Below are 15,510 nucleotides of genomic sequence, written 5' to 3'. Positions count from 1 at the left end.
ATGCCTAAATATATATTAGAGTTTATCGATTCTCAAGACTATAATGGTCACATCACCTAACAGGATGGGAGAATTGCTCAAGTGATTATTCAAACGTCATCTGGCCAAGTAAAAGGCGTTCAACTAAACGGTTCGTACGTATTTAGAGGTATTCCTTATGCAGCCGCACCGGTCGGGAAGCTGAGATTCAAGCCCCCGGAGGCTCCGCCTGCATGGGAAGGGGTCAGAGATTGCAGCGAGTATGGTCCAATCGCTCATCAGTACAATGACCCGAATAGCTTCTTGCCGGGGCTCGAGCATTCAGAGGATTGCCTGAATTTGAATGTATGGACAACCGGTCCGGCAGATCAGCCTCGCCCAGTAATGGTCTATATTCATGGAGGCGGCTTTACCTCCGGGAAAGGCGCAGATTGTGACGGTTCCCGGTATGCCGCCGAGGATGACATCGTCTACGTTTCCCTCAACTATCGCCTGGGAGCGTTAGGCTTTCTTTACTTGGGAGATATTCTGGGAGAAGAATACGCGGCTTCGGGAAATAACGGCATGTTGGATATCATCGAGGCACTGCGCTGGGTACAGGCGAATATCGCAGCGTTTGGCGGAGATCCTGCCCGTGTTACCGTATTGGGTAATTCCGCAGGCGCCAAGTGCACGGCGACTCTGTATACCATGAAAGCAGCCAAAGGATTGTTCCGGCAGGCTATTGCGCAAAGCGGCGCAACGCAATCGATACGCGATAAGAAGACTGCTGCAGTAACGACTGGCAGGCTATTAGAAGCTTTGGGGCTTCAGCCGGAGGAGGCTGCGAAGCTTCTGGAGCTTCCCGCTGATCAGCTGATTGAAGCGCAAATGAAGGTAGGATCGGATACCTCGAGAAATTTGCATATGTTTGGTCCGGTTGCGGACGGCATCCAAATTCCGCTTGATCCTCTTGCCTCCATAAGGGAAGAGGGAAATCTGCCTCCGCTGCTGATCGGAACCAACGAGGATGAAGCAACCATGTTTATTTATTACGATACCGGGCTTCAGAAACCGGATGCGGGCACTCTGGAGAGATTGTTTGGTGAAAACCAGCTTGTTGTGTGGGACACCTTCACCCGCTACTCCGAGACATTGCCCGTAGACAAGGCATGGAGTAAAGCTTTGTCCGAGCATCTCTATACGATTGGCTGTTTGCAGCTGGCAGAAGCGATTGCAGTAACGGGCTCTTCTGTATGGATGTATAGGCTTGCTTACGGGGGAACTTTAGGTGCAACACATGGCTATGAAGGAAGCTTGATTCATTATATGGAGGATCCAACACGTGATTCGGCTACCCTATCCGCCGATCCGCACTATGTGCAAGCAGAAGCTTCGGAGCTGGCTACCAGCATGCGATCGGCCTGGAATGCTTTTGTTCACAACGGTAACCCGAATATCTCCGTATTACCTGATTGGCCGGTGTATAACGATACTCAATCCGTCATGATGCTGGATTTAAAAAGCTATGTTCAGGAAAGCCTGACGCCGCCGATCGGAATAGCCCATCAGGTTTGGAGGGCATAAAGCAATGATGCTGGTCGAAGTGACAGCTACGATGCTTCTTCTTGGACTTCTACTAGGCTTTGTTGGGGCAGGGGGATCCGGCTTTATTATCGCGATCTTGACCGTTGTGTTCGGTTATCCGATTCATACGGCTTTAGGAACGGCACTTGCTGCTATGTTCTTTTCTTCTTTATCGGGGTCCGTCAGCCATTACCGCGAAGGGAACATGATGCTGAAGACGGGGGGCATCGTTGGTCTGGCAGGAGCGATTGGCGCCTGGGCCAGCTCCAGCTGGTCTTCCTTTATTCCGGAGGATCAATTAGGCTGGATGACTTCGGGGATGCTGTTCAGCTCCGGACTGGCGCTCTGGTTCAGAATGGCCTATCAGGCAAAACATGCCGGGAAGGCGGAATCAGCACCCATGCAGGCAAAGGGGATGAAGTTCTATTTGTCCGCTGCCGCTATAGGGCTGATAACCGGGGCATTGTCCGGCTTGTTCGGGATCGGTTCAACGCCGTTTATACAGCTGGGACTTATGCTTATTCTAGGCTTGTCCATGCGGTTTGCCGCGGGGACAACGATGCTTGTCATTATGCCTATTGCACTGGCGGGGGGAGCCGGCTACTACTCGGTTGGCTATCTGGACATTCAGTTGCTGATAGCAGTCGTCATCGGCACGATGCTGGGCTCTTATGTCGGCGCCAAATTCACGAAGCGTGTGCCGGTGGTCATGCTCAAGACTTGCATGGTGCTGACGCCGATGCTTGGTGCTTCAATTTTGCTGATATAATTGCTTTTTTATAAAGGATACCCGCTGGTCAGAAGCGAACTTCTTACTTATCCTAAATGGTAATTAAGGAGGCTGATTATGGGTATGAGCAAAGATACAGCTTTGATGGTTATCGATGTACAGAAAGCGATGTTTGAGGAGGCTGAGCCTCTCCATGCAGCTGACCAATTGTTAGACCGTATTAACGTACTCCTTGCGAAGGCGAGAGAAAGCCAGATTAACGTCATTTATGTCCAGCATAATGAAGCAGAAGGAACGCCGCTCCAAACAAATACTCCTGGCTGGGAGATTCACTCCGCGGTTACGCCCCCGGCTGCACAGGATCTGATCATCCAGAAGCGCGAACCTGACTCCTTCTATGAGACCAATCTGCAGCAGGAGTTAGCGGCAAAAGGAATCAAGAAGCTTGTCCTGTCCGGCTTACAGACGGATTATTGCATTAACGCCACTTGCCGCCGAGCAGTCGAATTGGGCTATGACGTGACGGTCGTAAAGGATGCCCATAGTACGTTTGGACAAGGCCCCCTCACGGCTGAACAAATTATCGAACAACACAATGACGCATTTGGTATCTTTGCGAAAGTGAAGGATACGTCGGCCATTGAATTTAGTTAATGGGATTAATCATTAATCACATGAAAAGCGAAGGGGTCTCCGGATGGGTTACATTGAAGAAGTAACAAAGGACTTATATCAATACCTTCCTCCACTAACGGGGAAAGATGATCTGGATACGTTCTGGACCGCAACAATCGAGCAGGCGAAGAGTGTTCCGCTGCAGCCTGAACGGACGGAGATAGACTATCCGAGCAAACATGTTAAAGTCTATGATATTGCCTATAATGGTCTGGATGATACGAGAATTCGCGGCTGGCTTATTATCCCGGCCTTTCTCAAGAAAGCATCCTATCCATGCCTCATTCATTATCATGGTTTCTCGGGGAGCCGCGGGAAACCTTCGGAGCACATGCATTGGGCAATGATGGGGATGGCTGTCCTGGCGGTAGATTGCCGGGATCAGGGCGGTCCGACTGGCAACAGCACCAGTTATTCACATGGTTTTCTCTCGAATGTCGCTAGCAAAGGTGTACATAACAAATGGGAGTATTACTACCGTTATGCCTATATGGACTGTTTGAAGGCCATCGATTTCGCCATTGCGCAGTCCGACATCGATGCCGGGAAAATCGTAATCGAAGGCGGAAGCCAGGGCGGCGCACTGGGCATGGCTGTTGTCGCGCTGGATAGCCGTCCAAAGCTGGCGATGGTGGATGTACCAAGCAACAGTAATCTGGTCGCAAGGATTGAAGGCAACCACGGAGCTTTTGGTGCGGTGGCCGAATATTTGAAGCGGCATCCGGAACAGACCGACCTTGTCGTCGATAATTTGAGCTACTTCGATACGATGAATCTTGCAGACCGGATTACCTGCCCGGTTCTCGCATCGGTTGCGCTCAAGGATGAGACTTGTCCGGCTCAAATGTACTTTGCCACGTATAACCGCATTCAAGCGGAGAAGGAGATCATCGTCTATCCGTTTAACGGACATGAGGGCGGCGGCTCCAGGCAGACAGAAGTAAAGCTGGCGTATTTGGCCAAGCATTTCAGCGAGTGGTTTGAATAAGAGTGCATACAATACGGAGCTTATGAACAACGAATGTTGTTGGCATAAGCTCCGTTTTTTTGCATTAGATCAAAGGCAGCTTGTGAATAACTTTCGCCGATACGTCCAAGCATACAACCAGAGTTGCAATATTGGACATTTATAGCTGTCGTGGTCCCATACATAATCAACTGTTCTTTATTTGACAAACTGTCTATTACTTATTTATAATTTAAATGAACAACTGTACAATAACTTTTACTTATGCGGAGGGATTTGTTATGCGTTTGGAAGGTAAAGTAGCGGTCGTAACCGGGGCTGCATCGGGCATGGGGAAAGCAATTGCTGAGCTGTACGCAAAAGAAGGGGCAAAGGTAGTTGTCTCGGATTTGAATGTGGAAGGCGCAGAAGCGGTAGTTGCAGGCATTAAAGCAAGCGGCGGACAAGCTATTGCCGTAAAAACAAACGTTGCAGATCTGAACGATATTCATACGATGATCGACACAGCTGTTCAAGAATTCGGAACACTTGATATTCTGGTTAATAACGCAGGTATTATGGATAACATGGCGGCTATTGGCGACGTGGAGGATGACCGTTGGGATCTGATCTTTGACGTTAACACAAAAGCGGTAATGCGCGCGATTCGCAAAGCGCTCCCGATCTTCCTGGAGAAGGGCAAAGGCGTTATTATTAATACGGCGTCGACCGGCGGTTTCAGCGGTGCGCATGCAGGTGCGGCTTACACGGCTTCGAAGCATGCCGTAATCGGGATTACGAAGAACACAGGCTTCATGTACGCTCAAAAAGGAATTCGCTGCAATGCGATCGCTCCGGGTGCTACAATGACTAACATCACGGCTTCAATGAACAATGTGAACGAGTTTGGCGCATCCCGTACAAAAGTGACGCAAGGCGTCATTCCCCGCATTGGACAACCGGAGGAAATTGCACAAGTGGCCTTGTTCCTGGCATCGGATGAATCCAGCTTCGTGAACGGTATTGTTCTTGCAGCTGACGCAGGCTGGACTTCGGCATTCTAATCTATTAGCTATCAATGAAGTTGCGAGCCGTTAGGTTTGCAACTTTTTTTCTGCTCAGATGATGCTATACTAATAGGACTGGAATTTGCGATAAACCGATAGTCATGAGGTGTAGCAGGACATGAATGAGAATGATCTGAGGATTGTAAAGACGAAGAGAGCCTTGCATCAGGCATTGCTTGCCTTATTGAAGAAGCAGACATTGGAATCGATCTCGGTCTCCATGTTATGCCGTGAGGCGGGTGTAAATAGAGGCACCTTTTATTTGCATTACAACGATGTAGGCGCATTGTTTGACGAGCATCTCCATTATCTGCTCAAGGATCTGGAGGAGTCATATTACGAGCCTTACAAGCATGTAACGGAAATGAATCACAGCCTGCTGGATCCGGCAACGATCCGGATTTTCCACCATGTAAAGAAGTATCAGCCATTCTATGAGATCGTGTTTGACAAAAAATCTTCGATATCCTATTACTACTCCTTGTTTGAGAAGATTAAGGGGCTAATGATCGAAAGCACCGGGGCAAGCGGATTGAGTAATATGTTTGTAATTGCTTATCAAGTGAATGCGATAATGGGCCTGCTCATTCAGTGGAGCGAAGAAGGCTTCAGTCAAACTCCTGAGCATATGAGTGAGCAGCTTAGCTCAATCTTGAAAACGATGTACCAAGCACCTGTAAAATGAGCCGCGGCCTAACGCGGCTTATTTATTTTATATAGAAAAATAAATGGCTTGACTTTCACGAGCGTTCATACGGGGGCTTGACAGCCGTGTGCTATAGTAAAATACGTATGAAGTTGCATGGGAGGAAAAAGATGTTTCAATATAGTGATCAACCATATACAGGCGTTAATTTCGGTGCGCAAGATTTAAGATTTGGAGAGCTCATCAACTGTACGTTTCACCGCTGCTCCTTCGCCAATGGTTCACTCGATGAGCTGACATCTGCAAACTGCAGGTTTATTGAATGTGATTTCCGCGGAGCGATGCTTAATGGTTCGATTCATAAGGAGTCTGCATTCGAGAATTGCAACTTTAACGGAGCAAATCTGTTTGTCGTGAAATTTGATGCCTGCAAGATGACCGGGTCGGATTTTACCAACTCCACGATGGATGGGATCAGCATTATTCAAGGGGATTGGTCTTATACAAACCTGCGGCATGCGCGTCTGGTCAAACAGGATCTGCGCGGAATCAAATTTCATGAGGCGGATTTGTCCGGCGCCAATCTCGAGAAAGCGGATTTGCGCGACTGTGATCTGACGATGGCGGTGCTGTCCAAAGCCAAGCTGCAGGATACGGATGTAAGAGGGGCCAAATTAGACGGTGTCGATTTCAAAAGCTTCTCGGTTGCCGGCGTAAGAATGGATCGGGAGCAAACGGTCTTGTTTGCGATGTCGCACGGAGCGAAGGTGAAATAAGGAAACCGCGGAAACGCGGTTTTTTATTTTGGCAACATAACGCGATTGAAGAATAGATAATAATTTTTTTCGGATGAAATGAACCTTTTGGGCCGGCCGATGCTCTTAGAGTAAAAGAGAGGTGACAACATGAAGCTCGTCAAGCAAGTGAAGAAAGCGAAAAAAGGGGACAAGGAGGCCTTGCTGCAATTAATAATGGCAGAGAAAGACGCGTATTATCGGCTGGCCTATTCTTATATGAAGAATGAAGCAGACGCCATGGATGCTCTGGAGGATATGATCGTAAAGCTGTATGAGCAAATCGGGCAAGTAAAGTATCTAGCCCAAAGAGTCGTGGATTCATTTGCATGGCTCTTTTTTTGTGCATGTTTTTCCAGAACCCATGGCATCCTAAGGAAATAAATAGGGGGAGAGCGGACATGAAGCGAACGTACTTCTTTATTCTTATGTTTCTTCTGGTTACTGCACTGGATATTTTGTGTCTGTTTCAGAACGAGCAGTGGAACTTTCTAGTGATGTATTCTCAGAGCAAAAAGCTCGTAGTTGCCATTCTGCTTATGATTACTGCCATTATTTATTGCGCGGTAATGGATTGGAAAGAACGGAAAAAGCCAGGCGACGGAAGGGAAGCACTCCGTGATCAAAAAAATGGATAGCTATTCGCCGTTTCAACTGTCTGTTGTAATCTTCCTATTTATTGAAGGAACAGCGATATTGATGAATCTGGCGACAGACGTTGGTCGTGATGCGTGGATTGTACCTCTTATTTGTACTTTCATCGGCATGTTCCTCTTTTGGTGGTTTTTGTACATCATCCGTCATTCGGAGCAAAAAACGATATACAGCTTATTCAAGCAATCGTTAGGCCAGGCAGGCGGCTCAATACTGGGAGTCATTTATATCACGTATTTTATCTATATCTGCGCTCGTGATATGCGTGACTTCTCCGAACTGATTACCAATGCCGTACTTCCGTCCGTGCCTTTGGAATGGATCACATTATGCTTTATGGCAACCGTCATGTACGTGTTATGGATCGGGGAGCAAAATTTCATTAACCTGTTTGTCATCTTCGGGTATACGGTTGCGGCTATCTTTATCGTGTTCGTTGTACTCGTAATTGCCGACGGTCAGTTTGATTTCCACAATCTGCTGCCGATCATGGGTGATGGCATTGGGCCATTGTTGCCATCAACCTTTACGCAAGTTATGGAATTCCCTTTTGGTGAGCTTATTGCGTTTACCGCATTTGCCGGCACCATGTTCCCGAACCTGCCCGGCAAGGTCGTGCGTGCAGGGGTTTTTTCCGTGCTCATCTCGGGGCTTTTGATTACATTGACAATCCTCATTGAGCTGATCACATTTGGACCATCGATTCGGGAGCGTGCATTGTTCCCGCTTGTAAGCGCAGCGAGAAATATTTCCATTGGCAACTTCATAGAACGAATCGAAATGCTTGTCATTTTTGCCATTATGCTTGCCGCGATTGTAAAGGTGTGCATATTTGCTTACGCCGCCCTTCAAGGCGTGGTCTGGTATACGGGAAAAGCATATAAGAGTCTGATCATCCCTTATCTTCTGTTAACGACCGTAATATCCTACTATGTCTCCAACAATATGTCGGAACATATTATAGTGGGACTTGGCTTTATTCCGGTCTTTATCCATATTCCGCTCCAGTTCGTTATTCCTGCTCTATTGCTCATCCTCATTCTTATCAAGTCCAGATGGAGGAAACAGAATGACCGGTCTATTGTATAAAACATGGGAAGAGCTTGAATCGACTTTCGAGCATTCCTTTGGCAAAACAACGGATTTTGTTAAGGTGCCTGTAATGTTCAACGAACGAAAGTGCTGGATTCTCTATTATTCCAGTCTGGTCGGGAGTGCGAACTTGTCCAGCAAGCTTATGCTGCCGTTTAGTCAACATGCCGGGAAGGCAGAAAGTCTGGAGCAGTTCCGTGCTGCAGCGCTTGCCTCCATCAACTATATGTATTTGACCGATTGGATCCAAATTGCGCGCCAATTAAATAAAAACTCCGTCTGTATCCTGGTGGAAGGCGAATACGAAGCACTGTCTATCGAAATTGGAGGTTACACGGAACGGTCAATAAGCGAACCGGAAATTCAACAGAGCATCTATGGACCTAAAATTGCTTTCACGGAGTCGATTGAAACCAATATCAGTATAATGCGAAGAGTATTGCGCACCAAATCCCTTCAGATTGAATCTTATGACCTTTCGAGCGACAAGGTTACAGGAGCAGTGCTTGTCTATCTGGATGACGTGATTGCACCAGAATTGCTTCAGGAAGCCAGACAAAGAATTCAAAGGATGGAAGGCAAGAAGGTTGCGACACTTAACCACTTGCTGGAAGGATTAAGAGACGACAAGAAAGCGAATTTTTTCCCGACACTTATGATTAATGAGCGCCAGGACTCTTGTGTCGCCCAGCTGCTCGAAGGCAGAGCTGTTGTTTTTATGGAGGGAAGTCCGCAAGGCATTATCTTGCCGGCTGTATTCCAGGATTTTTTTAAATCGCCTGAGGATGCTTATGTTCCGGCTGCAATGATGTTGTTTATGAGGCTTCTGAGATATTGCGCGTTTTTTATAACGCTATTGCTGCCGGGTATTTACATTGGGGTGATCAATTTTAATTATGAGATCATTCCCATTAATTTGGCTATTGTAATTGCCGGTCTTCGAAGTAATCTGCCGTTTCCTTCCGTCATCGAATTATTGTTAGTCGAAGCGGCATTTGAGATTATGAGAGAAGGTTCCGTCCGAATGCCGAAAGTTGTAGGCAATGCCCTGACCGTCGTAGGGGCCTTGGTGATTGGCGAAGCAGTGGTGCAGGCCGGTGTTGTCTCGATTGTGGTCGTTATCATCGTTGCCTTAACCGGATTAAGCAGCTATGCCTTCACTTATTACAACTTTGCTTTTAGTATCCGATTGCTGCGTTTCGTATTCATCGGGATTGCAAGTATACTTGGTATCTTTGGCGTATTCCTTGGCTGCGTTATCCTGTTTGCGTACTTGGTTAATCAGCGTTCCTTCGGTTACCCTTATTTTCAAATGAACAGTAAGAGGTCATTGTTATGATTAAACTTCGAATGCTTCTGGCCGGATTGGTGTGTACGGTGTTGATGATGACGCTTGGAGGATGTGCCGATCGGATCGAGCCTGGCAATTTACTTGTCATAACCGCAGTTGGTATTGCCAAAGGCGAGAAGTTTCGTTACCACTTTTATTTCGAAGGGATCAATCCTTCCGAATTCACGGAGACGAAACGCCAGAACATCTCCAATTCCTTTCTGTTTGATAATGAAGCGGATGCTTTATCCGGCGCGATCAGTGCTATCTCGCAAGAAATACCGCTCAAACCGGAGTTCAGTCATATGCAATTAATTGCTATCGATGATGAACTCCTGCGAGAAGGGGATTACGATTATTTGGATTTTGCCGACCGCTTCGACCAGATTCGTAACAACCTTACCCTGATTGCGGTAAAAGATAAGGCGATGAAGCCTATTTTCTCCACGACATCACCAAGCCTAACGATTCCGTCCTTTCGAATTCTCATGCAATTAAATGAATTGCATGAGAAGGTTGGAGGCAATTACCCGACTTCTTTGCTGCAATTCATTAATAATCTCACCCAATCCGGACGCAATCCCATTCTTCCGGTCGCTCAAATTACGAACCCGAGCGATAAAGCGGAGTCCATGGATTACGCTAAACAGCTGGATAAGCAAACAAAGATGGATTTGCATGCGATTGCCGTCTTCCGGGAGGACAAGATGGTAGGTGAATTAAAGGATAGAGAAGCCAGAAATGTGATCGTTCTTCAAAATCAGGCAAAAAACACGATATACAATTATAGCTGTGATGCCCAAAAAACGATAAGCAGCGCACTTCAGTATATTGCCGTGAACAAAAAAGTCATGTATCGGCAGAATAAACCGGTCTTGAAAGTCTATATGCATGCCACAGGAACGATTAACTCGATTCAATGCGCTAATTATTTTACCGGCAAGTCCGTTGAATATACAAAGATTAACAAAGAGTTGGATCGCACGATTGAGAAAGAACTTACAGCCACGATTATCAACATGCAGACAAAATATAAATCCGATATCTTCGGATTTGGCGAGAAATTACGGATATCCGATTATAAAAAGTTCAAAGAGGTGAAGGACCGTTGGAATGAAGAATTTGCCCGCGCTGATGTAGAAGTTGAAGTAAGGGTGAATGTTCAGCGTTCCGGCATAAGAGGAGAGCCGTTTACCAATCGGATTAAAAATAAAAAGTATTGAGCTTAAACAGCCGTGATATCCGGCTGTTTTGTTGTTGACCGGAAGCAAAGCAACAAACCTTGTGCACTAAACGTTTATAGAAGTAATGCATATAGACGGGAGGCCGAGAATGAAGTACACTTCAAAAATACTGGTTATCGCCCTAGTGTTAAGCATTATTGCGATAATCATAAGTGTAATCGCTTTAGGTTATGTGCTCAGCCATTTGTAAAAGTAAAGCATCTTGACGGCTCCGCTTGATTGTAGTTATTATAGATACATAAAGTCTGTAATTAGGAGATCAACATGAAATATTCAAAAGCGACGAATTATGCTCTTCACACCATGGCCTTTATGGTTGCTGCAGCGCCGGATAAACCGGTAGGCGTTCAACAGCTTGCCGATCGGCAGGGGGTTTCTCCAACATACCTGTCGAAAATACTGACAAAGCTGGTTAAAGCGGGACTGATTGAGTCTGCTACCGGCGCCAATGGCGGATACCGGCTTAGAGGCAAGAAGGAAGACATTTCTTTTCTCGATGTCATTCATGCCATCGAAGGTACAACTTCGCTCTTCGAATGCTGCAGCAGCGGGAATCCGGAGTGCCGCATTCATCAGGTGATGATGTCGGCCGAAAATACGATGGAGCAAAAGCTCAAGGATACGAAGCTGGTCGATCTGTTGTTGAGATAACACATTGCCCTTGTCCTAAGGGGCAATGTTTATTTTTACCCTTATTACAGATATTAAGAGTCTATAAAGTCTATAAAACAATTTGGAGGGAAAAAGGAAATGAAATATGATGCTGCGATTGTTGGAGGCGGTCCCGCGGGACTAAATGCCGCGCTGGTGCTTGGCAGAGCGAGAAGGAAGGTGGCGCTCTTCGACAACAGCCAGGCAAGAAATATGGTCACGCACGCTTCCCATGGATTTATTACGAGAGACGGTGTTGAGCCGGCAGAATTCCGCCGCATTGCCTATGAAGAAGTCCTAGGTTACCCAACGGTACAGCATTGGGAAACAGATGTGACAGATATCCGGAGAACAAAGGATGGTTTTACCATTTACACCAAGGCGGGGGAACAAATACAGGCAAGGAAGGTTATATTGGCTGCCGGTTTGAAGGAAAAGCTTCCGGACATTGAAGGAGTTGCCGATTATTATGGGAAAAGCTTGTTTGCCTGCCCGTTCTGTGACGGCTGGGAGCTAAGGGATCAACCGCTTGTCGTTATCTCGGACAATCCGATGGCATTCCATAAAGTGAAGCTTCTTCAGAATTGGAGCCGGGACGTGATCGTGTGCACGAATGGAGCGGCAGACATTCTTAATTCAGATCAGCGGGAGCAGCTTGAAGCAAGAAGGATTCGCGTGATCGATACGCCAATAGCCACGCTAACCGGACAAAATGGCATGCTGGAGAAGGTTCATTTCACAGACGGCAGTTTCATTGAGCGCAGCGGAGGCTTCATTGACCCCGCTCAAATTTCTAAGATCGATTTCAAAGAGGCGTTGGGTTATCAAACCGAGGACAACGGCGGAATTGTGATAGATGCTATGGGCAAGACAACTGCCGAAGGCGTGTTTGCAGCCGGGGATACCGCCTACGTGATGCCTTCCCAATTAATTTACGCCGCCGCTTCCGGCAGCAAAGCAGCAATGTCGGTGATGGGGGAACTGACGGAAGAGAATTGGCAATTGTTATAAAAGGAAATGCGCAGGCTATGCCGAATACAATCTAACAGCAATCTATCCGTAATTAGTCTGGAGGAGGACTGTGAATTGCCTTTTTTTATAAGGACGATGATGAAAGTAATGCGGGTGCCTAACCGGACCATCTTCATCATGGTCATCGCCTTTGTATTCGGCAGTGCCAGCATCGCATATGCCCTTGAGCCGTCTACCTTCCATACGTGGTTTAATGCGCTGTATTGGGTCATGACCACGATGGCCACGGTTGGCTATGGCGATTATTTTGCCAAAACTTTAGCCGGAAAGATCTTTACCCTTTTTATTTATGTCTTTGGAATTGGTCTGCTAAGCTTGATTATGGGCAAAATCATAGATCTCTTATCTACCATCTATAAGCATTGGGAGGCAGGGAAATTGAATTTTCACGGGAAAGATCACATTATTATTATTAACTGGAGCAAAAAAGCCCAGTATGCCATTGAAGAGATTCTGTCTTTCTCGCCGTCCTCGCATATTGTCATTATAGATGAATCGGATAAGCATCCGGTCACAGATCGTCATGAGATCCACTTTATAAGCGGAGACCCGTCATCTGAGGAAGTACTGGAGAAAGCGATGATCAAGCAGGCGAAGGCGGTTATTATCTTTGCAGATACACGGATTGACGAACCCGCGCTGGCTGACGGAAAGACCCTTCTGATTGCCTCCAGTATCGAGCGGCTGCATCCAAGCGTACATACTACGGTGGAGATTACGCAGGACAAGAACACCAAGAACTTCCGCCATGTTCACGTGAATGATTTTGTCCTCTCGTATGATGCCGTCTCCAGGCTTGCGGTAAGGGCAGCGCTTCAACAAGGAAGCTCGGAAATCATTAACCAGCTGATCAGGCGGGAAGTAGGGGACGACATCTATGAAATTCCGGTTAGGCCGGAGTGGAAAACATACAAAGATGCTTTCCACGGCACCCTGGAGTACGGTGCAACCCTTCTGTCCGACAGAGGGGATCTCGGGATCAACCGTAAATTGAATGAACCTATTCCAGCGGATGCCAGATTATTTGTTGTATCGGACGAACAGACCTATCATAAGCTCCTAAGGAAATGAATCCGGAGAAAACGGCAGCGATTCGCTGTCGTTTTTTATATGCTTACCGCTATAATAGGTACAGAAGGAAGGAGAGTTAGGCATGAAAGTCATCGTTATTGGCGCGGGAATCCTTGGCGCATCAACAGCCTATCAGCTGGCTAAGTCGGGAGCTGAGGTTCTAATCATAGATCGTAAAGACAAGGGACAGGCTACGGATGCCGCAGCCGGCATTATTTGCCCTTGGCTGTCCCAAAGGCGCAACAAAGCGTGGTATCAGCTTGCCAAATCCGGTGCACGATACTATCCGGAGTTAATCGCAGCTCTTGAAGCCGAAGGGGAAACGGATACCGGTTATGCCCGGGTTGGCGCCTTGAGCGTACATATGGATTCCGATAAAGTAGCAAAAATGGAGGAGCGTGCTGTTCAAAGGCTGGAGGATGCACCGGAAATCGGCACCATCACCTGTCTCGATGAGAAAGAGACCGTAGAACAGTTCCCTCTGCTCGCAGCCGGATATTCTTCTGTCCATATTAGCGGCGGTGCCCGAGTGGACGGCCGGGCGCTGCGCGATGCCTTGATCCGTTCCGCTCTGCGCAATGGCGCGAAGCTTATTTACGGGGATGCCGTGATTAAATATGAATCGGATCATGTGACAGGGGTCTCTGTTGGTACAGAGAATTACATGGCAGACAAGGTTATTGTTTGTGCGGGGGCATGGGCGGGATCCTTGCTTCAGCCTCTTGGAATTGATTTCAAGGTAAGCTATCAGAAAGCCCAGATTATGCATGTTCAGCTTGAGAATTGCGATCAACAGACAGACAATTGGCCTGTTATTATGCCGCCAACGGACCAATATCTGCTTGCCTTTGATCAACAAAGAATCGTCATTGGAGCTACCCATGAGAATGATATTTCCGGTTACGATACAAGGATTACGGCTGGCGGGATGCAGGAAATCTTGAATAAAGGGATTTCGCTCGCTCCGGAGCTTGCAGGCAGCACGTTCCTGGAAGTGCGAGTCGGGTTCCGGCCATTCACGGCTGATTTTCTGCCCGTATTTGGCGAGGTCCCAGGCTGGGATAATCTGCTCACAGGCAATGGACTGGGCGCTTCTGGCTTAACAGCCGGGCCATTCATCGGAAGCCAGTTAGCCAAGCTGGCATTAGGGATGGAGTTAGAGATTGATGCTGGCGATTATGATGTATGTAAAGCGCTCTGCTAGAAAGAGGAAAGGCAGCCTGAGAGGGCTGCCTTTTTCATGATTTTATTTAGCTTGAAGGGTATAGTTTGCATGATATTCGCGGTAAGTCGGATTTTCTCCGCATACCATTAGGCCTTGGCCCCAGTTCACGTGAACGTCTGCCGTTGGAAGATCCATCGGATCGCGGTATTGGAAGAGTACATTGCGGCGGTTGCGGGTACTGCGGTTAATGTCCGAGCCATGAATGGTCAAATAGTTGAAGAAAAGAACGTCCCCGGCTTGTGCAGGGCAAGGCGTCGCCATCGTGATCGGATATTCTCTGTGATCCAGGTAATGACGGCCGACATGCGGCATCATGCCGTTCTTGTGGCTGCCGGGAATAACGCAGAGACAGCCGTTCTCCATATCGGAATCATCCAGATGGACGCTTGCCGCCAGCATGGAATGCGTGGCATGCGGGAAGTATGGAGCGTCCTGATGAAGAGGGAACGCAGCGCCATTTTCAGGCGGTTTTACGAGCATTTTACTATGATGAAGCTGAACGTTAGGACCAATCAATTGGGATAAGACCGCCGCCATATTCGCATGGATGGCTGCGCGAGTAAAGGCTGCATCCTGGTATTGCACATCATGGAAGCCTTTCAGAACAAGCTTCTTCAACTGATCGGGAGGAAGGTAGTCACCTTGCCAGGTGGCATTCGAATCGAACTTGGATTGAGCGGCACGGTTAAGGATACCGTCCAGTGCCGTTCTCATTTCTCCAACCTCTTGCTGAGAGAATACACCCCGGACAAGCAAATAGCCATTTTCTTTATAAAAATCTACATCAGCTTGATTAATCATTTTTTTT

Annotated in this window: 16 protein-coding genes and 1 pseudogene; 16 read left to right on the top strand and 1 reads right to left on the bottom strand. The window is 47.4% G+C overall.

Going from position 1 to position 15,510, the window contains the following annotated elements:
• The first annotated feature begins 81 nt into the window (after nucleotides 1-81).
• From BM200_RS06820 to BM200_RS06745, 16 genes and pseudogenes are all read left to right on the top strand, one after another.
• Nucleotides 82-1,545, top strand: coding sequence for a carboxylesterase/lipase family protein (locus BM200_RS06820; protein WP_091182948.1), 1,464 nt, complete (start codon nucleotides 82-84; stop codon nucleotides 1,543-1,545).
• A gap of 7 nt (nucleotides 1,546-1,552) precedes the next feature.
• Nucleotides 1,553-2,314 (top strand): sulfite exporter TauE/SafE family protein, encoded by a 762-nt coding sequence (locus tag BM200_RS06815; RefSeq protein ID WP_425434535.1) that lies wholly within the window; start codon nucleotides 1,553-1,555, stop codon nucleotides 2,312-2,314.
• Nucleotides 2,315-2,398: 84 nt separating this feature from the next.
• Complete coding sequence (locus tag BM200_RS06810) at nucleotides 2,399-2,929, top strand: cysteine hydrolase family protein (protein ID WP_091183567.1); 531 nt, start codon at nucleotides 2,399-2,401, stop codon at nucleotides 2,927-2,929.
• 43 nt (nucleotides 2,930-2,972) lie between these two features.
• Complete coding sequence (locus tag BM200_RS06805) at nucleotides 2,973-3,938, top strand: acetylxylan esterase (RefSeq protein WP_091182906.1); 966 nt, start codon at nucleotides 2,973-2,975, stop codon at nucleotides 3,936-3,938.
• A gap of 260 nt (nucleotides 3,939-4,198) precedes the next feature.
• A complete protein-coding gene (locus BM200_RS06800) occupies nucleotides 4,199-4,960 on the top strand; it encodes an SDR family oxidoreductase (RefSeq protein WP_091182903.1) in 762 nt (253 codons plus the stop codon).
• 121 nt (nucleotides 4,961-5,081) lie between these two features.
• Nucleotides 5,082-5,648, top strand: a complete 567-nt coding sequence (locus BM200_RS06795) for a TetR/AcrR family transcriptional regulator (protein WP_091182900.1) — start codon at nucleotides 5,082-5,084, stop codon at nucleotides 5,646-5,648.
• A 131-nt stretch (nucleotides 5,649-5,779) separates the two neighbouring features.
• Nucleotides 5,780-6,385, top strand: coding sequence for a pentapeptide repeat-containing protein (locus tag BM200_RS06790; protein ID WP_091182898.1), 606 nt, complete (start codon nucleotides 5,780-5,782; stop codon nucleotides 6,383-6,385).
• A gap of 129 nt (nucleotides 6,386-6,514) precedes the next feature.
• Nucleotides 6,515-6,700: pseudogene (locus BM200_RS06785) on the top strand (RNA polymerase sigma factor); the annotation flags it as partial.
• A 104-nt stretch (nucleotides 6,701-6,804) separates the two neighbouring features.
• Entirely contained in the window at nucleotides 6,805-7,041 is a 237-nt protein-coding gene (locus BM200_RS06780) for a hypothetical protein (RefSeq protein WP_091182895.1), read from the top strand.
• Complete coding sequence (locus BM200_RS06775; RefSeq protein WP_091182894.1) at nucleotides 7,022-8,146, top strand: GerAB/ArcD/ProY family transporter; 1,125 nt, start codon at nucleotides 7,022-7,024, stop codon at nucleotides 8,144-8,146. The genes BM200_RS06780 and BM200_RS06775 overlap by 20 nt, the downstream gene beginning before the upstream one ends.
• Nucleotides 8,127-9,488 (top strand): spore germination protein, encoded by a 1,362-nt coding sequence (locus BM200_RS06770; protein ID WP_091182890.1) that lies wholly within the window; start codon nucleotides 8,127-8,129, stop codon nucleotides 9,486-9,488. Before BM200_RS06775 ends, BM200_RS06770 begins: the two co-directional genes overlap by 20 nt.
• Nucleotides 9,485-10,702 carry a Ger(x)C family spore germination protein gene (locus BM200_RS06765; RefSeq protein ID WP_091182887.1) on the top strand — a complete coding sequence of 406 codons (1,218 nt, stop codon included), beginning with the start codon at nucleotides 9,485-9,487 and terminating at the stop codon, nucleotides 10,700-10,702. The genes BM200_RS06770 and BM200_RS06765 overlap by 4 nt, the downstream gene beginning before the upstream one ends.
• A 285-nt stretch (nucleotides 10,703-10,987) precedes the next feature.
• Nucleotides 10,988-11,374, top strand: a complete 387-nt coding sequence (locus BM200_RS06760; protein WP_091182885.1) for an Rrf2 family transcriptional regulator — start codon at nucleotides 10,988-10,990, stop codon at nucleotides 11,372-11,374.
• A gap of 99 nt (nucleotides 11,375-11,473) precedes the next feature.
• The gene (locus BM200_RS06755; protein WP_091182883.1) at nucleotides 11,474-12,385 is read left to right on the top strand and encodes an NAD(P)/FAD-dependent oxidoreductase; all 912 of its coding nucleotides are present in this window, start codon (nucleotides 11,474-11,476) and stop codon (nucleotides 12,383-12,385) included.
• Between the two features lie 75 nt (nucleotides 12,386-12,460).
• Nucleotides 12,461-13,477, top strand: coding sequence for a potassium channel family protein (locus tag BM200_RS06750; RefSeq protein ID WP_091182881.1), 1,017 nt, complete (start codon nucleotides 12,461-12,463; stop codon nucleotides 13,475-13,477).
• An 82-nt stretch (nucleotides 13,478-13,559) separates the two neighbouring features.
• The gene (locus BM200_RS06745; RefSeq protein ID WP_091182879.1) at nucleotides 13,560-14,681 is read left to right on the top strand and encodes an NAD(P)/FAD-dependent oxidoreductase; all 1,122 of its coding nucleotides are present in this window, start codon (nucleotides 13,560-13,562) and stop codon (nucleotides 14,679-14,681) included.
• Between the two features lie 42 nt (nucleotides 14,682-14,723).
• Here the strand turns inward: BM200_RS06745 and BM200_RS06740 are convergent, their stop codons facing one another.
• A complete protein-coding gene (locus tag BM200_RS06740) occupies nucleotides 14,724-15,503 on the bottom strand; it encodes a phytanoyl-CoA dioxygenase family protein (protein ID WP_091182876.1) in 780 nt (259 codons plus the stop codon).
• Nucleotides 15,504-15,510: the final 7 nt, after the last annotated feature.

Origin of the sequence: Paenibacillus catalpae (genome assembly GCF_900112695.1) — a bacterium.
Taxonomy (GTDB): Bacteria; Bacillota; Bacilli; order Paenibacillales; family Paenibacillaceae; genus Pristimantibacillus; species Pristimantibacillus catalpae.
The sequence above is the reverse complement of the archived record's forward strand: the minus strand, read 5'-3'. Positions and strand labels throughout refer to the sequence as shown.